At 60.8% G+C, this 18,195-nt stretch carries 15 protein-coding genes; 7 read left to right on the plus strand and 8 right to left on the minus strand.

The annotated features are described in order from the left end of the window. Positions 1 to 142: 142 nt before the first annotated feature. Genes AC3WRD_RS22365 through AC3WRD_RS22385 form a run of 5 tightly spaced genes read right to left on the minus strand, consistent with a single transcriptional unit; the run spans position 143 to position 3,592 of the window. A complete protein-coding gene (locus tag AC3WRD_RS22365) occupies positions 143 to 532 on the minus strand; it encodes a RidA family protein (protein WP_007912330.1) in 390 nt (129 codons plus the stop codon). 31 nt (positions 533 to 563) lie between these two features. Further along, positions 564 to 1,361: an amino acid ABC transporter ATP-binding protein gene (locus AC3WRD_RS22370; protein WP_007960239.1), complete on the minus strand. Its 798-nt coding sequence runs from the start codon at positions 1,359 to 1,361 to the stop codon at positions 564 to 566. Further along, positions 1,358 to 2,020, minus strand: coding sequence for an amino acid ABC transporter permease (locus tag AC3WRD_RS22375; RefSeq protein WP_102622732.1), 663 nt, complete (start codon positions 2,018 to 2,020; stop codon positions 1,358 to 1,360). The genes AC3WRD_RS22370 and AC3WRD_RS22375 overlap by 4 nt, the downstream gene beginning before the upstream one ends. A 9-nt stretch (positions 2,021 to 2,029) precedes the next feature. Then, the gene (locus AC3WRD_RS22380; RefSeq protein WP_059405928.1) at positions 2,030 to 2,692 is read right to left on the minus strand and encodes an amino acid ABC transporter permease; all 663 of its coding nucleotides are present in this window, start codon (positions 2,690 to 2,692) and stop codon (positions 2,030 to 2,032) included. Between the two features lie 51 nt (positions 2,693 to 2,743). Beyond that, positions 2,744 to 3,592 carry a transporter substrate-binding protein gene (locus AC3WRD_RS22385; protein WP_102622731.1) on the minus strand — a complete coding sequence of 283 codons (849 nt, stop codon included), beginning with the start codon at positions 3,590 to 3,592 and terminating at the stop codon, positions 2,744 to 2,746. Between the two features lie 339 nt (positions 3,593 to 3,931). Between AC3WRD_RS22385 and AC3WRD_RS22390 the strand changes: the two genes are divergently transcribed. The 6 genes from AC3WRD_RS22390 (at position 3,932) to AC3WRD_RS22415 (ending at position 12,956) form a co-directional block, all read left to right on the plus strand. Continuing rightward, complete coding sequence (locus AC3WRD_RS22390; protein ID WP_102622730.1) at positions 3,932 to 4,363, plus strand: thioredoxin family protein; 432 nt, start codon at positions 3,932 to 3,934, stop codon at positions 4,361 to 4,363. 174 nt (positions 4,364 to 4,537) lie between these two features. Further along, complete coding sequence (gene wecB, locus AC3WRD_RS22395) at positions 4,538 to 5,692, plus strand: non-hydrolyzing UDP-N-acetylglucosamine 2-epimerase (protein WP_102622729.1); 1,155 nt, start codon at positions 4,538 to 4,540, stop codon at positions 5,690 to 5,692. Next, positions 5,689 to 7,863: a cyclic di-3',5'-guanylate-activated glycosyltransferase NfrB gene (gene nfrB, locus AC3WRD_RS22400; RefSeq protein ID WP_102622728.1), complete on the plus strand. Its 2,175-nt coding sequence runs from the start codon at positions 5,689 to 5,691 to the stop codon at positions 7,861 to 7,863. The genes wecB and nfrB overlap by 4 nt, the downstream gene beginning before the upstream one ends. Further along, the gene (locus AC3WRD_RS22405; protein ID WP_102622727.1) at positions 7,860 to 11,018 is read left to right on the plus strand and encodes an NfrA family protein; all 3,159 of its coding nucleotides are present in this window, start codon (positions 7,860 to 7,862) and stop codon (positions 11,016 to 11,018) included. Before nfrB ends, AC3WRD_RS22405 begins: the two co-directional genes overlap by 4 nt. Continuing rightward, positions 11,018 to 11,896 carry a DUF4434 family protein gene (locus AC3WRD_RS22410; protein ID WP_102622726.1) on the plus strand — a complete coding sequence of 293 codons (879 nt, stop codon included), beginning with the start codon at positions 11,018 to 11,020 and terminating at the stop codon, positions 11,894 to 11,896. Before AC3WRD_RS22405 ends, AC3WRD_RS22410 begins: the two co-directional genes overlap by 1 nt. Then, complete coding sequence (locus AC3WRD_RS22415; RefSeq protein ID WP_102622725.1) at positions 11,880 to 12,956, plus strand: GGDEF domain-containing protein; 1,077 nt, start codon at positions 11,880 to 11,882, stop codon at positions 12,954 to 12,956. Before AC3WRD_RS22410 ends, AC3WRD_RS22415 begins: the two co-directional genes overlap by 17 nt. A 5-nt stretch (positions 12,957 to 12,961) precedes the next feature. Here the strand turns inward: AC3WRD_RS22415 and AC3WRD_RS22420 are convergent, their stop codons facing one another. Then, positions 12,962 to 14,518 carry a TerC family protein gene (locus AC3WRD_RS22420; RefSeq protein WP_102622724.1) on the minus strand — a complete coding sequence of 519 codons (1,557 nt, stop codon included), beginning with the start codon at positions 14,516 to 14,518 and terminating at the stop codon, positions 12,962 to 12,964. A 295-nt stretch (positions 14,519 to 14,813) separates the two neighbouring features. Next, on the minus strand, positions 14,814 to 15,224 hold the full coding sequence (locus tag AC3WRD_RS22425) for a MerR family transcriptional regulator (protein WP_096821598.1): 411 nt from the start codon (positions 15,222 to 15,224) through the stop codon (positions 14,814 to 14,816). 79 nt (positions 15,225 to 15,303) lie between these two features. Here AC3WRD_RS22425 and AC3WRD_RS22430 point away from each other — a divergent pair, with 79 nt between their 5' ends. Next, a complete protein-coding gene (locus AC3WRD_RS22430) occupies positions 15,304 to 16,527 on the plus strand; it encodes an NADH:flavin oxidoreductase/NADH oxidase family protein (RefSeq protein ID WP_102622723.1) in 1,224 nt (407 codons plus the stop codon). 3 nt (positions 16,528 to 16,530) lie between these two features. On the opposite strand, the gene AC3WRD_RS22435 is transcribed toward AC3WRD_RS22430, so the two are convergent. After that, positions 16,531 to 18,174, minus strand: coding sequence for a phospholipase D-like domain-containing protein (locus tag AC3WRD_RS22435; protein WP_102622722.1), 1,644 nt, complete (start codon positions 18,172 to 18,174; stop codon positions 16,531 to 16,533). Positions 18,175 to 18,195: the final 21 nt, after the last annotated feature.

Genomic DNA, 18,195 nt, shown 5'->3' on the forward strand with positions numbered 1-18,195 from the left:
CTCCCGGAGGGAGAGGGAGCCTGACCGTATCGATACATGACTAGCTGCCAAACGCCGGACTCTGCATCGATAGAGATCAGTCCCCTCTCCTGGGGGAGAGGGCTAGGGTGAGGGGGCTACGGCCTCAGCGACGCCACATCTCTCAAGCCTTCTTCTTGTACGCAATGCAGTCGATCTCGACCTTGCAGTCGACCATCATGCTTGCCTGCACACAGGCCCTGGCCGGTGCGTGTTCGGGCTTGAAGTATTCGCCGAAAACCTTGTTGAAACTGCTGAAATCCCGCGGATCGTCCAGCCACACCCCGGCACGTACCACGTCTTCCAGGCCATAACCGGCCTCTTCGAGAATCGCGATCAGGTTCTTCATGGTCTGGTGAGTCTGTTCGACGATGCCGCCCACGATGATCTCGCCATCCACCGCCGGCACCTGACCGGAAACGTGCAGCCAGCCATCGGCCTCGACTGCGCGGGCAAATGGACGTGGCTGGCCGCCAGCGGCGGTGCTGCCGGTGCCGTAACGAGTAATGCTCATGGATGTGTCTCCTGATTGAAAAAGTAAAAAGTCAGAACCGCGTGCTTTTGAGAAATTCAGCCAGCCGCGGCGATTGCGGACGCTCGAACAGTTCCTTGGGAGGCCCCTGCTCTTCGATGCGCCCCTGATTCATGAACACGATCTTGTCCGAGACCTCGAACGCAAAACGCATTTCGTGGGTCACCAGCAACATGGTCATGCCGTCCTCGGCCAGGCCCTTGATCACGTTCAGCACTTCGCCGACCAGTTCCGGGTCGAGGGCCGAGGTGACTTCGTCGAACAGCATCAGGCTAGGGTTCATCGCAATCGCCCGGGCAATCGCCACGCGCTGTTGCTGACCGCCGGACAACTGGCCGGGAAAGTGATTGCGCCGTTCCAGCAGGCCGACCCGCTCCAGCCATTTTTCGGCCAGGACCACGGCTTCGTCCTTGTGCATCTTTTTGACTTTGAGCAGGCCGAGGGTGACGTTCTGCAACGCGGTGAGGTGCGGAAACAGGTTGAACTGCTGGAATGCCATGCCGGTCATCGCCCGATGGCGCGCGATGACTTTTTCCGGGTGGCGCACGCGTTTGCCATTGAGTTCGTCATAACCGATGGATTCACCGTCGAGCAGGATCTGCCCGCCCTGGAACTCCTCCAGCATGTTCACGCAACGCAGCAGCGTGGTCTTGCCCGAGCCGCTGGAGCCGATCAGCGTCACCACGTTGCCGCGCTGCATGCTCAGGTCGACACCCTTGAGCACTTCGACCGCGCCGTATTGCTTGTGCAGGCCACGGATGTCCAGCAGCGGCTGGCCGTTCTGGACGTTGGAAACTTGAGCTTGAGTCATGGCAAGGCCACCCGCTTTTCAATGTGCCGGCCGAGTAATTCGATGCCGTAGTTGATGACGAAGAACAGAAAACCGGCGAACAGATAAAACTCCAGGGTCATGAACGTCCGGGCAATGATCTGCTGGGTGCTGAGCAACAGCTCCGCCACGCCGATCACCGACAGCAAGGTCGAGGCCTTGACGATTTCCGTGGACGAGTTGACCCAGGTCGGCAGGATCTGCCGCAGCGCCTGGGGCAACAGCACGTAGCCGAGGGACTGATAGAACGTCAGGCCGATGGCCTTGCCCGCTTCCATCTGCCCGCGTGGCAATGCCTGCAACGCACCGCGCACGATCTCGGCCACGTGGGAGCCGCAAAACAGCGTCAGACCCAAGGCACCCGCCTGAAACGCGCTGATCTGCCAACCGAGCGCCGGCGCCATGTAGAAGCAGGCCAGTACCAGCACAAACACCGGTGTGCCGCGAATCAGGTCGACATAAAAGCGGAACGGCGCGCGCATCCAGAACTTGCCATAGGTCAGTACCAGCCCGGCGAATACACCGATGATCGTGCCGAACAGAATGGCCAGCGCCGACACCTGCACACTGGTCAGAAAGCCTTGCCACAAGGCTTCGCGGGCAATCCACAACTCATGCAACCAACTGGGGGATTCGTACATCGCAGCCTCCTATCGGCGGATCGCCAGACGCTGCTCGAGATAACGCAGCAGCATGGCAATGAGGTAACAGGCCGCGACATACAACGCCGTGGTCACCAGCCAGGTTTCGATCACCCGGTAGCTCTCGACGTTGATCTTGCGCGCGTAGTAGGTCAGCTCCGGCACCGCAATCGCGGCGGCCAGCGAGGTGTCCTTGAACAGCGAAATGAAGTTGTTCGACAGCGCCGGCAGCACGTTGCGCAACATCACCGGCACGGTGACATAGGCCTTCACCTGCCACTCGCCCAGGCCGATGGCCAGTCCCGCTTCGCGCTGACCCTTGGGGATGCTCAACAAGCCGCCCCGGAACACTTCGGTCAGGTACGCCCCCGCATACAGCGACAGGGTGATGATGAACGACGGGATCTTGTCCAGCCGGATCCCCAGGCTCGGCAACGCAAAGTAGATCAACAGAATCAACACCAGAATCGGCGTGTTACGGATCACCGTCACATACACCGATGCCAGCACCCGCAAGGCGCGATGCTTCGACAGCAAGGCAAACGCCATCAGCAGGCCGATTACGCAGCCGATGGCGATCGACACCAGCGCCAGTTCGAGGCCCAGACCGAGCCCCGCCAGCAAGGTGTCGAAATCGCGCCACACGGCGGCAAAGTTCAACTGATAGTTCATGGTTGGCAGTACCTTGAGCGGGGCGCATCAGGGCGCCCCACTCTCACGGGATCATTTGAATTCGACAGGGAAACCGATAGCGGGCGATGGCAGATCAACGCCGAACCATTGCTTGAACGATGCCGCGTAGGTCGGGAATTCAACACCGGTCATGGCTTCATGCAAGGTGGTGTTGACGAAGTTCAGCCAGTCCTGATCGCCACGTTTGACGGCGCAGGCGTAGGTCTGCGGACTCCAGGCGTATGTCGGGCTGCGATAGCGGCCAGGGTTCTGGACCATCAGGTATTTGACTGAAGACTGGTCGGTAGCAGCGGCATCGGCGCGACCGGAGTTCACGGCCTGATACATCAGATCGACGCTGTCGTACTGATCGACCTTGGCCTTGGGCAGCGCCTGGTGCACCAATTCCTCGGCGTACACGTTCTGCAGCACGGCCACGGTCACGCTGTCGCCAGCGGCTTGCAGGTCTTCGATTTCCTTGTACTTGCTGTTGTTCGGCAGCAGCAGGCCGACGCCTTCGCGGTAATACGGCAGGGTGAACGCCACTTGCTGCGCACGGCTGGCGGTGACGGTGATGAACTGGCAGCTCATGTCGACCTTGTCGGTCAGCAGGTTGGGAATCCGCGCATCGGACGACTGCACCACGAACTCGACCTTGCTCGGATCATTGAACAGACCCTTGGCCACCATCCGGGCGATGTCGATATCAAAGCCCTGCAACTTGCCGTCCGCGCCCTGGAAGTGCCACGGCGCGTTGGTGCTGCCGGTCCCCACGATCAGTTTTCCACGGGCCAGGACGCTGTCGAGCTTGCTGTCGGCCGCCTGGGCCATACCCATGACAGCGGACGAAGCCGCGAGAACAAAAACACACGCTTTGAACAAGGAAAGTCGGCGATGCATGGCAAGCACTCCAGAGGATTGTTTATTCCGCTATACCGGAACACGGTTTGTTACTACGGAATGAACAGCAGAAAGTGTGCCACAGGAATCGCCAGGAATCCGCAACGGATTGAAATGCGTTCTGAATCAAAGGGATGTGAAAAGTGTTCGGAACGGTGTTACGCGCAGTGACAGGGACGCCGCGCTACCGTTGGCTACACGCGACGGGTACTCGGGCCACATATCGGTGCGCGGCGCACGAAAAATTGCGCTCGGCACCTGTCAACTCTGACAGTTGCGACAGCGACCGCCGCTCCCTTAACGTCGTGACGTCTTGTGCATCGAATAAAGGAGGCTCCGATGACGACGCCGACTCGATATTCAGCGTTGCCCCCGACGTACCGGAAGGTCTTGAAAGCCAGGCGCCTTGTCGTCCTGTACTTCTTCAACGAGCACTGCGGTGCCTGCGTGTTCTCCGGCCCCGTTTTTCTCGAAGTCGCCAAGCCCTTCCGGCCCTGGATGGATATCTTCATGCTCGATACCGCACTGTCGTGCCGACATCCTGATGTCACGGGTACGCCGACGGTGTTGTTCTACAAGGAAGGCGTACTGCTCAAAAAACTGAAAGGCATCGGTACGGATGAATCACTCCTGCAAGACTTCACCCAGTTCCTCGGCAAAACCAGACACCCCGCCGCGCCGCGCAAATCGCCCCATGACCTGAGCTGGCTTCGCCACACCCTGCGTACCCTCTGCACCATCCCCCGCGCAAAACGATGGAACTTTTCCTGAAAGTGCCACCTAAGAGCCATCAGATATGGCACTTTCGTTCCAATTGATCTGTAACAACTAGCCTCAACGCCGGATTGGACAAGCTCCCATCCGGCTGCTTTTCTTTATTTCTCAGAAAGAGATAGGTGCTGCTGGCTATCCGGCCACGGCCTTGCTTCGTCCCAGGAGGGGTCAATGTCCTTTAACGTCATGATGGTTTTCGGTACTCGCCCGGAGGCCATCAAAATGGCCCCGCTGGCTCGGGTTCTGCGTCAGTGGCCCGACATCAAACTCAACATCTGCTCGACCGGCCAGCATCGGGAGATGCTCAAACAGGTACTCGACGCGTTCGAACTGACGGTCGATGAAGACCTGCAAGTGATGACCCAGGGCCAGACGCTCAACGGTCTGTCGCAACATCTGCTTGCACAACTCGACCAGGCCTACGAACGGGTCAAACCGGACATCGTGCTGGTACACGGCGACACCACCACCAGCTTCATCGCCGCCCTCGCCGCGTTCAATCGCCAGCTGCCCATCGGCCACGTCGAGGCCGGTTTGCGCACCGGCAACCTGCGCGCGCCCTGGCCTGAAGAAGCCAACCGACGTCTGACCGGCGTGATCGCCGACCTGCACTTCCCGCCGACCGGCAAAGCCGAAGCCAATCTGCTGCGCGAAGGCGTGCCGCAGGACAACATCGAAATCACCGGCAATACCGTCATCGATGCGCTGCTGTGGATGCGCACGAACCAGCAACAGAGCAACTGGCGCCCGGCTGCCGATTCACCTCTGGCGGTGCTCGACGACAGCCGTCGGATGGTGTTGATCACGGGCCATCGCCGGGAAAACCTCGGCGACGGTTTCCAGAACATCTGCCAGGCCCTGGCCGATCTCGCCCTGCGTTACCCGGATGTGCAATTCGTCTACCCGGTGCACCTCAATCCGCAGGTGCAGAGCGCGGTGTACGGCATGCTCGCCGACAAACCCAACATCTATCTGGTCGCCCCCCAGGATTACCCGAACTTCGTCTGGCTGATGGGCCGTGCGCACTTCATCCTGACCGACTCCGGCGGCGTCCAGGAGGAAGCGCCGGCCATCGGCAAGCCGCTGCTGGTATTGCGTGACGTCACCGAACGCCCCTCCGTGCTTGAGGGCGGCACCGTGCTGCTGGTGGGCACCGACACCGCAAAGATCGTCAAGGAAGCCAGCCAGTTGCTCGATGACGAAGCGACCTACAAACGCATGAGCCGCGTCCACAGCCCATACGGTGACGGTCACGCCAGCGAACGTATCGCCAAACGCCTCCACGCCTGGCTGAGCGCACGCTCGACGGCGGGTAACGGGGTATGAGCCTGGGCTGGGTCGATTTTTTTGCGTATGTGCTGTTTGGTCTGAAGTATGTGGCGATCCTCCTCGCCCTGCTGATGTTCATCCTCGGCCTCGATGACCTGTTCATCGATCTGGTGTACTGGAGCCGCAAGTTAATTCGGCGCTGGCGGATCTACGAGAAATTCAAGCGCGCTGACGAGGAACGCCTGTATTCGATTCCCGAGAAGCCGCTGGCGATCATGGTGCCGGCGTGGAACGAAGTCGGCGTGGTCGGCGAGATGGCGCGGCTGGCTGCCTCGACCATCGATTATGAGAACTATCAGATTTTCGTCGGCACCTACCCCAACGACGCCGAAACCCAGGCCGACGTCGATGCGGTCTGCCAGCACTACCCCAACGTGCACAAAGTGGTCTGCGCCCGACCGGGCCCCACCAGCAAGGCCGACTGCCTGAACAACATCATCGATGCGATCCTGCGTTTCGAGAGCGAAGCGAAGATCCAGTTCGCCGGCTTCATCCTGCACGATGCCGAAGACGTGATTTCGCCGATGGAGTTGCGCCTCTACAACTACCTGCTGCCGAACAAGGACCTGATCCAGATTCCGGTCTACCCCTACGCACCGGAATGGAAAGGCTTCACCGCCGGGCACTACGTCGATGAGTTCGCCGAGAACCACGGCAAGGACGTCATCGTGCGCGAAGCCCTCACCGGCCAGGTGCCCAGCGCCGGCGTCGGCACCTGCTTCAGCCGTAAGGCCATCAGCGCGCTGCTGGAGGACGGCGACGGTATTGCTTTCGATGTGCAGAGTCTCACCGAGGACTACGACATCGGTTTCCGCCTGAAGCAGAAAGGCATGAAATGCATCTTCGCCCGCTATTCGGTCAGCGATCCGAAACTGGCGCTGGAGCAACCGTGGGTGTTCGGGATGAACCGCGAGTTCTCCCAGGTGATCTGCGTACGCGAGCACTTCCCCCGGGACCTGCAACACGCAATCCGGCAGAAGTCGCGGTGGATCGTCGGCATCGTATTTCAAGGCACCAAGAACCTCGGCTGGAGCCGCAAAGGCCTGCTCAATTACTTCCTGTGGCGTGACCGTCGCGGGTTGATCGCCTACCTGCTGAGCTTTCTGGTCAACCTGCTGTTCCTGGTGCTGCTGGCGATGTGGGCCATCACGGTGATTGCCCCAGAGTCATGGCACTATCCCTCGATCCTCGCCGACAGCTCGTTGCTGTCGGTGCTGCTGTGGCTCAACGGTTTGATGCTGTTCAACCGCCTGTTCCAGCGTGGCTGGTTTGTCACTCGCTACTACGGGCTGGTCGAAGGTCTGTTGTCGGCGCCGCGCATGATGTGGAGCAACTTCGTCAATTTCTTCGCCAACCTGCGCGCCCTGCGCCAGGTGATGGAGATGGGCGACTCACGGCGTGTGGCCTGGGACAAGACCACCCACGAATTCCCGGCACTGACCAAGGCACAACGCACCCCGCTCGGCCATCGACTGGTGGAAAAAGGCCTGCTGACCGAAGAACAACTGGAAGCGGCGATCACCAGTCCGGTGCGTCGTCGACTGGGTCGCGAACTGCTGCTGCGTGAGTACATCGACAGCACTCAGCTGGTTCAAACACTTGCCGAACAGCTTGACCTGGAGTGGGCGCCACTCAACCCGTTCAAGCTCGACAAGCGCCTGATCGATGCCGTGCCACGCCGGGTCGCATCGCACTACGGCGTGCTGCCGGTGGCCGAAGAAGGCGACACCCTGATTCTGGCCTCCGAAGGCCCGGTCAGCCAGGTCTCGCTCGGCGCGATCAGCCGTCAATTGAAACGCCCGGTGCGTAGCCGTCTGGCACCGCAGGGCCGCGTTACGCTGGGGATTCGTTACTGGTACGCCAGCCCCCGCCAGAATGAGGAAGTGCGTCATATGCTCGAAGTACTTGAGCGCCATCAGGACGATGAAGCCTTGCTGGAGCGGGTCAGCCGCCATCAGGTGCTGCTGGGCAATCTGCTGCAGGTTCGCGGTATGGTGCCGCCAACCTTGTTCAATCAGGCGTTGATCGATTTCGATGCCGAAAACATGTCACTCGGGGAGCATCTGATTTCCCGCGGCATGATCACCCAGGAAGTCCTGGAACAGGCCCTCGCCGATCAGGCCAGCGAACAGCAAGCCGCCTACCGCATTGTCCGGGAGGTCGCATGAAGCCTGGGCATCGTCACACCCTGCTGATGGGCAGCCTGCTGCTGGGCCTGAGCACCGCGTATCCGCTACAGGCCGCGCCGCTTAGCGACTTCGAACAATTTCGCAGCTATCCCTACATGGACCGCAGCTATCGCGAAGCGAAAAAGGGCAACTGGAAAGAAGTCGAACGACTGATGCGCCACTTGCTGGAAAAGGTCCCGAAAAACGACGAGGCCCGAGCGCTGCTGGTTGAGTCGCTGGCCAAACAACGCCGCTACAAGGACGCCATGCAGGCGCTGCCGGACAACAGCGACGCCCTCCTCGACCTGCGCCTGACCTGGATCGAACAGGATCCACCCACCAGCACTCAGGTTGAAAGCTGGATGGCTACCAGCAGCCTGAATGATCGCGTGCGTCTGTGGCAGGCCTACAGTCTGAGTCTCGCCAAGTTCGGCGGCGCGGCCAAGGCTCACGACTGGCTGGCACAGCTGTCGCCCAAGGGCGATGACAATATCCTGCGTCTGGCACGGGCCAACTGGTCGGAACAGCTGCGCGACTGGAGCGGCACCATCGATCAGCTCGCACCGCTCGCCGCCCGTAAACAGCTGGATGCCGAAGGCTGGCAACGTCTGGCCAATGCTTATGTACAGCGCCTCGACGAAAAACCGCTGCAACAACTGCTGCAACAGGCACCGACTCCGGAGGCCGCACGCAAGGTCCGTCTGGCAATGGTCGACCGCGCCATTGCCATGGGTCACGAACAACAGGCGCAACGCTGGATTCAGTCGTTGCCGGACTCCGATCTGGCCGATCCCACGCAACGTCAGCGCCTGTGGGAGCTGGCACGCAAGACCGAAGATGTGCCGACCGTGCAGCGTTTGAGCAACGATCTGCAACGGCCGTGCCTGGAGACCGCTGAATGGTTGTCACGCCAGGACCCGGAAGCAGCGCTCAAGCAATTTCGCAGCTGCACGCCTGACGACGACCCGCGCACCTGGCTGATACTCGCCCAGCGCCTGCAAGCCACCGACCTGCTGCAGACCACCCGACTGCCGCAGCCGTGGGACAGTCGCCGTCAGGAGCAATTGCTGGGTGTCTGGCAGGAACAGGGGCGCAGTGACAAGGTCGACGCCTGGCTGGCCGGCCAGACGCAAACACCTGAAATCGTCAAACGTCGCGCAGAACTGTCGCAACGCATGGGCCGCATGACCGAAGCGCAGACCTTGTGGGAGCTTCACTACCGGCAGACCGGCAGCCTGAATTCGCTAAATCAGGCCACCTATCTGGCGGTAAACAATGGCGATCGCGCACAGGCGCAACAGTTACTGGAAACCGCTTTCGACCGTCATCAAGGACGCTTGCCGGCCACTGCACTCCAACGTCTGGCCGGGCTTTATGCAGCTTCGAAAACCACAACACCGGAACAACAACGGCGAATGGCTTCGTTGCTCACCCATGTGGATGGTGCCACCCGTGGTCAGTTACTCGCGCAACTGGCAGAAAACGGTCAGTGCGATGCCGTTCAGCATGCCATCGGCAACCACCCGCAGGTCGCCGGCGATTACCGGGCACTGGGGCGTTGCGCGATGCCGGATCGGCCGGGCGAGGCTGTCGTCTATTACCAGCAAGCGGAAAAACTCGGCGACCGCGGCAGTCGTCTGCCGTTGGCGTACGCCCTGGAAGCCGCCGGTGATTCGGCTGGCGCACTGGCCATCTGGCGCAGCCTCCCGGCAGCGGAACTGAGCGACAACGCGCGCCTCACCGCGAGCCGCAGCGCGCTGAATGCCGGTGACAGCCAGACAGCCGAACGCTACTGGCAGCAAAGCACCACCCGCGGCGCCAACGAATGGGCCCTCGGCGCGGCAATCGCCGACGCTCGTGGCGATCATGTCCAGGCACTTGAACGTCAGCGTAAAGCCTTGCAACAAGCACCGGACGCCGGGCATTTCTACGCGGCGTCGGTCACTGCGCAAAAGGCCGGCGACCTGCCACAAAGTACAGCATGGCTGGCCGAGGCAGTACGCCGCGACCCGAACAACCCACGTTATCGCGCCGACTACGGCATGCGTCTGGCCGGTGCCGAAACCCGCGAGGAACGCGCCACCGCAATCCCCTATCTGCAACAGGCCACCCGTGATTTCCCCGAGGACTATCGACTGGGTGAAACCCTGGCCTGGCGTTATGACGAAGCGGAAGACAGCGCCTCTGCCCGCAAGGAACTGCGTCGGGTGATTGATCTGGAACAGAACCCGGTGGCTGCCGACGACGAGGACGGCAGCATGGAAGCGCGGCGTTACCGTCAGCGCCGCGCCCATGAAACCCTCTCCCGCCGCGACAGCCGGACGATTGCCAGCACCTGGTCACCGGCCGGGGTATCGACGAATGACTTCGTGCGACCGGACGAAAGCAAAGGTTCGCGCCGCCGCGCCGACTCGCAAAACGTGCAACTGGCGATGTGGGACCACGCCCTCGGCGACGAACCGAGCCGCGCCGGCAGCACGCTGTCGGTGTACGGTCGGGTGCTGCTAGGTGGCCAGGGTCGCTCCAGTTACGCTGAATCCCTCGCTGCCGGTGTCGGCCTGCGCTACAAGCCGTGGGGCACGCAGAACATCAACTTCTACGGTGAGATCTACAAACAGAGCCAGTTCAACGATGACGACAACCACAGCCTGAGCCTCGGCCAGATGCTGGTGCCGGAAAAGTTGCTGGATCAGGTCAACGATCACCGCCAGGACGGCCACACCACCACCGACTATCTGCTGCGCGCGACTGCCTCGTTCCTCGATCAGGGCAAGTACCGCAACGACTGGCGCGTCGATGAAAACGATTGGGATGAGCGTTTCCTCTACCTCGACGCCGCCTGGTGGACCAAGGCCGGCGATCATCAATGGCTGTCGCGGTTCCAGCAGGGGCATGCCTGGAAGCTGCCAAACAGTGGCGCCCAGACAATCATGCCTTACGGCTTCCTCGAATTTGCCAGCCAGGACCCGAGCAACGATTGGCGCCAGGATCTGCGCACCGGCGTGGGTCTGCGCTGGCAGTGGTGGTACGACGAAGATCGCTACAACGCCTACCGGTCGAAACTGACGGTACGCACCGAATATCAACAGTCCCTGGGCGGCAATCTGTATGAAGGCGGCAACGGTGTGCTGCTGGGCGTGGAGTGGAATTTCTGATGGCTCGATGGATGTTGTTTTTCTGCCTGCTGATGGGCGCCACACTCGCACGGGCCGATGAGCGGGTGTTCTATCAGCCGCTGAATGTCGACGCCGGCCTGACGCAGGCGCAATGGCAGAAAGTCTGGCAGGACACCTCCAGACAAGGCACACGAACGGTGATCGTGCAGTGGACCGCGTATGGCGACTCGGACTTCGGTGGTGCCAATGGCTGGCTCGCCAACAGCCTGAAACTTGCCGAACAACAAGGTCTGCAACTGGTGCTCGGGCTGTCGATGGACCCGGCGTATTACAAGCGCATCGACGAACTGGACAGCGCCGGCCTCGGTGCCTACTGGCAGGCGCAACTGGGTCAATCGCTGGCGCAACAACAGAAGTTGCGCCAGGAATGGAAACTGCCGGTCAGCGGTTGGTATCTACCGCTGGAGCTGGATGACTTGCACTTTCTAGCGGCCGATCGACGGGCAACGCTCCAGCGTCAGCTGAAGGATTTCGCGGCAAAACTGGATGCACCGCTGCATGTCAGCGCCTTCAGTGCCGGCAAGCTTGCTCCGACAGTCAACGCCCAATGGCTGGGGGATCTTACAGCGGCCGGTGCGCACGTCTGGTGGCAGGACGGCGCTGGCACCGGGCGCCTGCCAGTGCTGGTGCGCAGCGGTTATGCCAGTGCACTGCCCTGCTCCGTCGGAATCGTGCGTGAAGCGTTCCGCCAGGTCAGTCGCGAAGGCGAGCCGTTCCGCGCGGAGCCGGCAACCCCTGATGCCACCTCGACCGGTTGCCATCAAAATGCAGTGTTTTCCCTGCGCTATCGACCGTGGGGACAGGTGATTCTCGACAACCAGCGCAAGCATCCGGGCAGCAATGTACAAAACCATTGAAGACGAAGTCCTGAAGCGAACCGCGCCCGCCGAGCTGTGGGACGAGTTCATCCAGCATGAGTTCGAGCGGCTGCACTCGTTCTGCCTGCTGATCTATCTGGCCAGCATGGGCATCTGGCTGGCCTTCGACCTGATCGTCAGTTTCCTCGGCGATCAGGGCTTCACCTGGCGTTCGATGATCTTCATCGCCGCGTTTGCGGTGCTTGCCGTGGTGCTGATGTTCACGCGCAAGGCCCGCCACTTCGACTGGCTGAACCTGACCTTCGTGTTCGTCATCACCTTGGGCATACGTCTGGTGATCGACGGCCTGCCGCCGACGTTTCATGGCATCTGGCTGGTGCTTGCCGCCGCCACCACGCTCTACAGCGCCTCAGTGTTGCCACTCAGTCGCTGGTCGTTCTTCGGTGCGCAGGTCATCACCTGGCTGATACTCAACCCGTTCATGGGCACCGGTATCGGCCTGCTGGAACTCAAAGGGGTGATGACCATCTGCTACAGCGTGTTTCTCTGTGCGCTGACGATCTACACGTTCCTCAAACTGCGTGAGACCAAGCTCTACAACTACATCATGTCCAAGCTGTTGCTGGATCAGGCCTACAACGACACCCTGACTGAAATCCCCAACCGCCGCTCGTTCATGACCCGCGCCGAAAAAAGCCTGCAAGCGGTGCCCCGCGAAGACGACCATTACCTGGCGATGATCGACATCGACAACTTCAAGAAAGTGAATGATGTGTACGGCCACGACATCGGCGATGAAGTGCTCAAGCGGATCGCGGCAGACATCAAAGCGGTGATGGCACCGTTCGAGTACGCGCGACTGGGTGGCGAGGAGTTTGCGATTTATCTGGCCGGCGTACGCCGCGACGACGTCGAGGCATTGGCCGGTGAGTTGTGCCGGGTGGTGCGTGAGCAAACCACCCGGTACCCGGTGACCATCAGCATCGGCGTGGCCCGGGTCGAAGATGGTGACACCCTCAACCAGGCCCTGATCAAGGCTGATGAAGCGTTGTATGAGTCAAAGCACACCGGCAAAGACCGGTATACCTTTCATCAGTGAGGCCGTCAGGCCTCACGCACCAGCAACACCCGCGTCACCCGTCGCTCCTCGACCGCCATCACGGTCATGCCCCAACCATCGTGTACCAGACGATCACCCTTCATCGGCAACCGATCCAGCAGACTCATCACCAACCCGGCGAGGGTCTGGTAATCCTCGGTTGGCTCGGCGGTGAAGCCGGTGCGCTGACGAATACGTGTCAGGTTCAAAGCGCCGTTCACCACAAACCCGCCCTGCTCCTCGACCACGTCCGGGCCAGCGATTTCGCTGGCGTCCGGCAACTCGCCGGCGATCGATTCGAGAATGTCGGTCATGGTCAGCACGCCGACAAAATCACCGAACTCGTTTACTACAAACGCAATATGGGTCGATGCTGCACGCATCTGCTCCAATGCATTGAGGATCGAATAGCTGTCGAGCAGGTTCAGCGTCTTGCGCGCCAGGTGTTCGAGGTTTGGCTCGTTGCCGGCCAGATACTCCTTCAGCAGTTCCTTCTTGTGAACGAAGCCCAAGGGTTCATCCACCGCGCCGTTGCGAATCAGCGGCAGGCGCGAGTAGGAGGAATGCATCAATCGCGTGCGAATTGCCCCTGCGTCATCCGCGAGGTCAATGTGATCGACATCGGCGCGCACGGTCATCAGGGTGCGGATCGGCCGTTCAGCCAGTTGCAGCACGCCGCTGATCATCACTCGCTCACGTCGGTCGAACAGCTCTGCACTTGGCGCCTCGCCATTGTCCAGCAAGTCGGAGATCTCCTCGCCCACCTCTTCCACCGCCAGTTTGCGACCGCCCAACAAACGCATCACCGCGTGGGCCGTACGCTCACGCATCGGGCGCAAACCCTGCATCGAGCGCTTGCGACGAGCACGGGCGATCTGGTTGAACACCTCGATCAGGATCGAGAAACCAATCGCGGCGTACAGATAACCTTTCGGGATGTGGAAGCCCAGGCCTTCGGCGGTCAGGGCGAAACCGATCATCATCAGGAAGCCCAGACAGAGCATGATCACCGTCGGGTGGGCGTTGACGAAGCGGGTCAACGGTTTGCTGGCAATGATCATGACACCAATGGACACGATCACCGCGATCATCATCACCGCCAGTTCGTCGACCATGCCCACGGCAGTAATCACCGCATCGAGGGAGAACACCGCATCGAGTACGACAATCTGCGCCACGATCGGCCAGAACAACGCATAAGCCGTGTTGGTCGAACGCTCGCCGATATGGCCTTCCAGCCGTTCGTGCAACTCCATGGTCGCCTTGAACAACAGGAACACACCACCGAACAGCATGATCAGGTCGCGGCCGGAGAAACTCTTGCCGAACACTTCGAACAATGGTGCCGTGAGGGTGACCAGCCAGGAAATACTCGCCAGCAGGCCAAGACGCATGATCAGCGCCAGGCTCAAACCGATGATTCGCGCACGGTCGCGCTGATGCGGCGGCAGTTTGTCCGCCAGAATCGCGATGAACACCAGGTTGTCGATACCCAGCACCAGTTCCAGCACGATCAGTGTCAACAAGCCCAGCCATGCCGTGGGATCCGCTAACCATTCCATAATCTGTCTCTATCTCTCTTCAGTGAATTCAGGCTGCCGGACACGGCAAAGTGCGGCGCGAAAGCTCGAAGGCTGCGCCATCAACGATAGTCGGGAGTCGGAAGACTGGATGCTGCGAGTGCGTCAAGACCGCGCCATGGCGCGAAGGGAACGTGGTTCTTTGAGTCGAACTGGGAGGCTCCGAGAGGGTGTTCATGCAAATCCTGAATGAAAAAAGGCCTTGAAGCGTACAGGCTCAGATGACTTTTCCTACAGCTGGAAATCATTTCAAAATCTGTACGCCTTCGCCGTCGCTTCAGGATTCCGGGTAGATCGAGGCCAGCACCCGTTCGGCATTCGCACCGCAGCTCATGCCTTCCGGCTTCGATTGAATGCTGTCGATCACCTCCAGCAGCCGCGCCTTGCTCTGGGCCAGATGCTGTTGCATGACTTCGATCTGCTCGACCTTGCGCGTCAGGCCTTCCACCAGTTCATCGTGCTTGAACTCTCCGGTTCCGGCAGCTGGCAGCAACTGCTTGAGTTCTTCAAGGGAAAACCCGGCCTGCTGGGCGCAGCGAATGATATTGAGGGTCTGCAGCACTTGCGGCGGGTAACGCCGATAGCCATTGCCCAGCCTTTCCACTTTGGGAATCAGGCCCTGGGCTTCGTAGAAACGAATGCTCGAAGCGCTCAGCCCGCTCTGTTGCGCCAATTCACCAATTTTCATTCCAACCTCGAATTGCCTGCTTGACATTAAAGTTAACTTTAAGCTTAGCCTCTCTCCATCACTGATGAGGAGTCAAGCAATGTCGCCCTTCCAGATTTTGAATCTGCCCAACGGCCAGACCGTCGGCAACCGTATCGCCAAAGCCGCCATGGAAGAAAATCTCGCGGATCGTGACCAGGCACCGTCCCGTGAATTGTTCCGCCTGTACCAGGCCTGGGCCGAGGGCGGTGCCGGGTTGCTGCTGACCGGTAACGTGATGATCGACCGCCGCGCGATGACCGGCCCCGGCGGCGTGGTGCTGGAAGACGAACGGCATCTGGACCGTTTCCGCCAATGGGCCGAAATCGCCCGCAGTGGCGGCGCGCAGGTCTGGGTGCAGCTCAACCATCCCGGCCGCCAGACCTTCGCCAATATGGGCCAGCAAGCGCTGGCGCCGTCAGCGGTGGCCCTGGACATGGGTTCGTTCTCGAAACTGTTCGCCGAGCCCAAACCGATGACCGAGGACGACATCGAGGATGTGATTCAACGTTTTGCCAAGAGCGCAGCACTCGCCGAAAAAGCCGGATTCACCGGCATACAGATCCACGCCGCCCACGGTTATCTACTCAGCCAGTTTCTTTCGCCGCTGACCAATCGTCGCACCGATCGCTGGGGTGGTTCGCTGGAAAACCGTGCGCGCCTGCTGCTGTCGGTGATCGAGGCTGTGCGTCAGGCGGTGTCGCCACAGTTTTGCGTGGCAGTGAAGCTCAATTCGGCGGACTTCCAGCGCGGCGGTTTCGACACGGACGACGCCCGTCAGGTGATCGAATGGCTCAACGAACAGCCGATCGACCTGCTGGAACTGTCCGGCGGCAGCTACGAAGCGCCGGCGATGCAAGGCGAAGCCCGCGACGGGCGCACCCTGGCCCGTGAGGCATTCTTTCTGGAGATGGCCAGCGAACTGGCCAGCGTGGCGCGCATGCCGGTGATGGTCACCGGTGGCATCCGCCGCCTGCCAGTCGTCGAACAAGTGCTCGACAGCGGCCTCGCCATGGCCGGCATCGCCACGGCGATGGCCATTGAGCCGAACCTGGTCAAACACTGGCGCGAAGGCCGCCACAGTCAGCCGCAACTGCCACCGATCCGCTGGAAACGCAAACCGCTGGCGGCGCTGGCGAACATGGCCGTGGTGCGCTTCCAGATGGTGCGCCTGAGCCGGGGTCGCAAGCCGCATCCGGAAGTGTCGGCACTCTGGGCGCTGATTCGCGACCGCTTGTACCTCAGTCGCCGCACCCGGCAGTACCGCCAGGCGATGGATGTATAAGCGCTAGCGCCCGGCAAACCGCAGACGAGACAGCTGGCGCAAATCCCCTTCGACGTAATAGTCGTTGGTCCAGCTGTCATCCGCCGCCAGCGGCTGCACCTGCTTCAGCGCCAGTTTTTTCGCGAAATAGCGGAAGCGGTAATGCTCGTAGAACCGCAACAGTTCCAGGCCATAACGGTCCGCCAATTCGGTGTCGCCGCGAATGATCAGGAAGTTCTCGTCGTTGCCGTTGCTGGCCGCTGCGCTGAGATTGTGGCTGCCGCTGATGATGGTCGGGTTGTCACTGGTGAAGTCGGTGACGATCGCTTTGGTGTGCACCAGCAGGTTGCCCTTCTGGCCTTTCATGTTCTCTTTCAACCAGCCTTCCAGCCCGGTGTTGAGCAGCGCAGTGGCAGCGAACTCGGCCGTACGGTCGGCGTGGAATCCGGTGATGCGACTCACGGTGTTCTGCAGGCCGTAACGCAGGATGTCGTCGTGGGGCTGTCCGAGCAGTGCGTTGAGAATCGCGTCTGGCAAGGTAAATGCCGTGACGAATAGCACGTCCTTCTTCGCCGCATTGATGATGTCGACGAACGCCCGCAGATCGGCACCGCCACTGCGCGGCGAGAACCCGGCAAACAGCGGTTGCGCCGGGTTCATGGGGTTGTGCTGGGTGATCCAGTCGCGGGTGGCACCGACATCCGCCGGCGTCGCCCAGACCTGCTCGAACGTCTGCAGATAGCTGGCTGCGATGGCCGTGTCGTCCAGCACATGCACCACGTTGGCCTGACGATACACGCCGTTGGCGGTGAAATTGGTGCTGCCGCACAGCACGGCCTGCGGCTGCCGCTCACCACCGGCGATGTGGCTGAGAACGATGAACTTGTCATGGAAAATATCGTGGGTTACCCGGCCGCGCTTGCTGGTGTCCGGTAATTTGGCGAGGCTGGCCTCGTTCATCGTGGTGTCTTCGTCACCGGGCTTGGCGTGATACAGCACCCGCACCTGCACACCGCGATCGAATGCGGCGTTCACCGTGTCGATGATGGCTTGCAGTTGATACTCGTAGATCGCGATGTCCAGTGCCCATTGCCCGTCGACGGCGCGCTCGATAAACCCTTGCAAGCGCCCGAGCAGGCCGTTTTCCAGCCATTGTCGAGCGGCGTCTGGCCAGGCTTCGATAGGCATGTTCTTGTTGGCGCTGATCTGTGCGTCGAGATCGGGAAACTTGCGCTGGAATGCCTGGCTGGCGGCCACGGCGCGGTTAAAGATCACGCTCTGGTTGGCCGGGTGACCGTCATCCGAGGTAATGCTCAGTTCCAGCGACTCCCCCAGCACCGGCGCGTCGGCAGTGCCATAGGCCAAGTGCACGCGGTAGTGCATGGTTGTGCCGGGATAGACCGCGTAATCGGCCCAGCGAAATTTCTGCAGGGGCGCGATGTCACTCGGTGTGGCGTGAAACTGCGGGAAGGTGTGAGCCTTGCCGGGAAAAGTCAGGCTGTTGAACAGGAACTGCCAGGGTTTGTCGCCCTGCTGCTTCTCGATGGCAAACCCCAGCAGGCCTTTGCGGCGGGGTTCGGCGAGGTCCATCGCCAGCAGCACGCCGTTGGTGCCGGCGTAAGCCTTTACGCGAAAATCGTCCTGAGAATTGGCAACCAGTACGCGCATGATTCACTCCTTGTGAGATGG

It is taken from the genome of Pseudomonas sp. FW215-R2, from assembly GCF_058789255.1.

What these genes read in the sequence shown, in the direction of transcription:
- AC3WRD_RS22365 (WP_007912330.1), bottom strand. Translation starts at nt 532, where the DNA reads ATGAGCATTACTCGTTACGGCACCGGCAGCACCGCCGCTGGCGGCCAG.
- AC3WRD_RS22425 (WP_096821598.1), bottom strand. Translation starts at nt 15,224, where the DNA reads ATGAAAATTGGTGAATTGGCGCAACAGAGCGGGCTGAGCGCTTCGAGC.
- AC3WRD_RS22405 (WP_102622727.1), top strand. Translation starts at nt 7,860, where the DNA reads ATGAAGCCTGGGCATCGTCACACCCTGCTGATGGGCAGCCTGCTGCTG.
- AC3WRD_RS22430 (WP_102622723.1), top strand. Translation starts at nt 15,304, where the DNA reads ATGTCGCCCTTCCAGATTTTGAATCTGCCCAACGGCCAGACCGTCGGC.
- AC3WRD_RS22435 (WP_102622722.1), bottom strand. Translation starts at nt 18,174, where the DNA reads ATGCGCGTACTGGTTGCCAATTCTCAGGACGATTTTCGCGTAAAGGCT.
- AC3WRD_RS22370 (WP_007960239.1), bottom strand. Translation starts at nt 1,361, where the DNA reads ATGACTCAAGCTCAAGTTTCCAACGTCCAGAACGGCCAGCCGCTGCTG.
- nfrB (WP_102622728.1), top strand. Translation starts at nt 5,689, where the DNA reads ATGAGCCTGGGCTGGGTCGATTTTTTTGCGTATGTGCTGTTTGGTCTG.
- AC3WRD_RS22380 (WP_059405928.1), bottom strand. Translation starts at nt 2,692, where the DNA reads ATGAACTATCAGTTGAACTTTGCCGCCGTGTGGCGCGATTTCGACACC.
- AC3WRD_RS22415 (WP_102622725.1), top strand. Translation starts at nt 11,880, where the DNA reads ATGTACAAAACCATTGAAGACGAAGTCCTGAAGCGAACCGCGCCCGCC.
- AC3WRD_RS22375 (WP_102622732.1), bottom strand. Translation starts at nt 2,020, where the DNA reads ATGTACGAATCCCCCAGTTGGTTGCATGAGTTGTGGATTGCCCGCGAA.
- AC3WRD_RS22390 (WP_102622730.1), top strand. Translation starts at nt 3,932, where the DNA reads ATGACGACGCCGACTCGATATTCAGCGTTGCCCCCGACGTACCGGAAG.
- AC3WRD_RS22420 (WP_102622724.1), bottom strand. Translation starts at nt 14,518, where the DNA reads ATGGAATGGTTAGCGGATCCCACGGCATGGCTGGGCTTGTTGACACTG.
- AC3WRD_RS22385 (WP_102622731.1), bottom strand. Translation starts at nt 3,592, where the DNA reads ATGCATCGCCGACTTTCCTTGTTCAAAGCGTGTGTTTTTGTTCTCGCG.
- AC3WRD_RS22410 (WP_102622726.1), top strand. Translation starts at nt 11,018, where the DNA reads ATGGCTCGATGGATGTTGTTTTTCTGCCTGCTGATGGGCGCCACACTC.
- wecB (WP_102622729.1), top strand. Translation starts at nt 4,538, where the DNA reads ATGTCCTTTAACGTCATGATGGTTTTCGGTACTCGCCCGGAGGCCATC.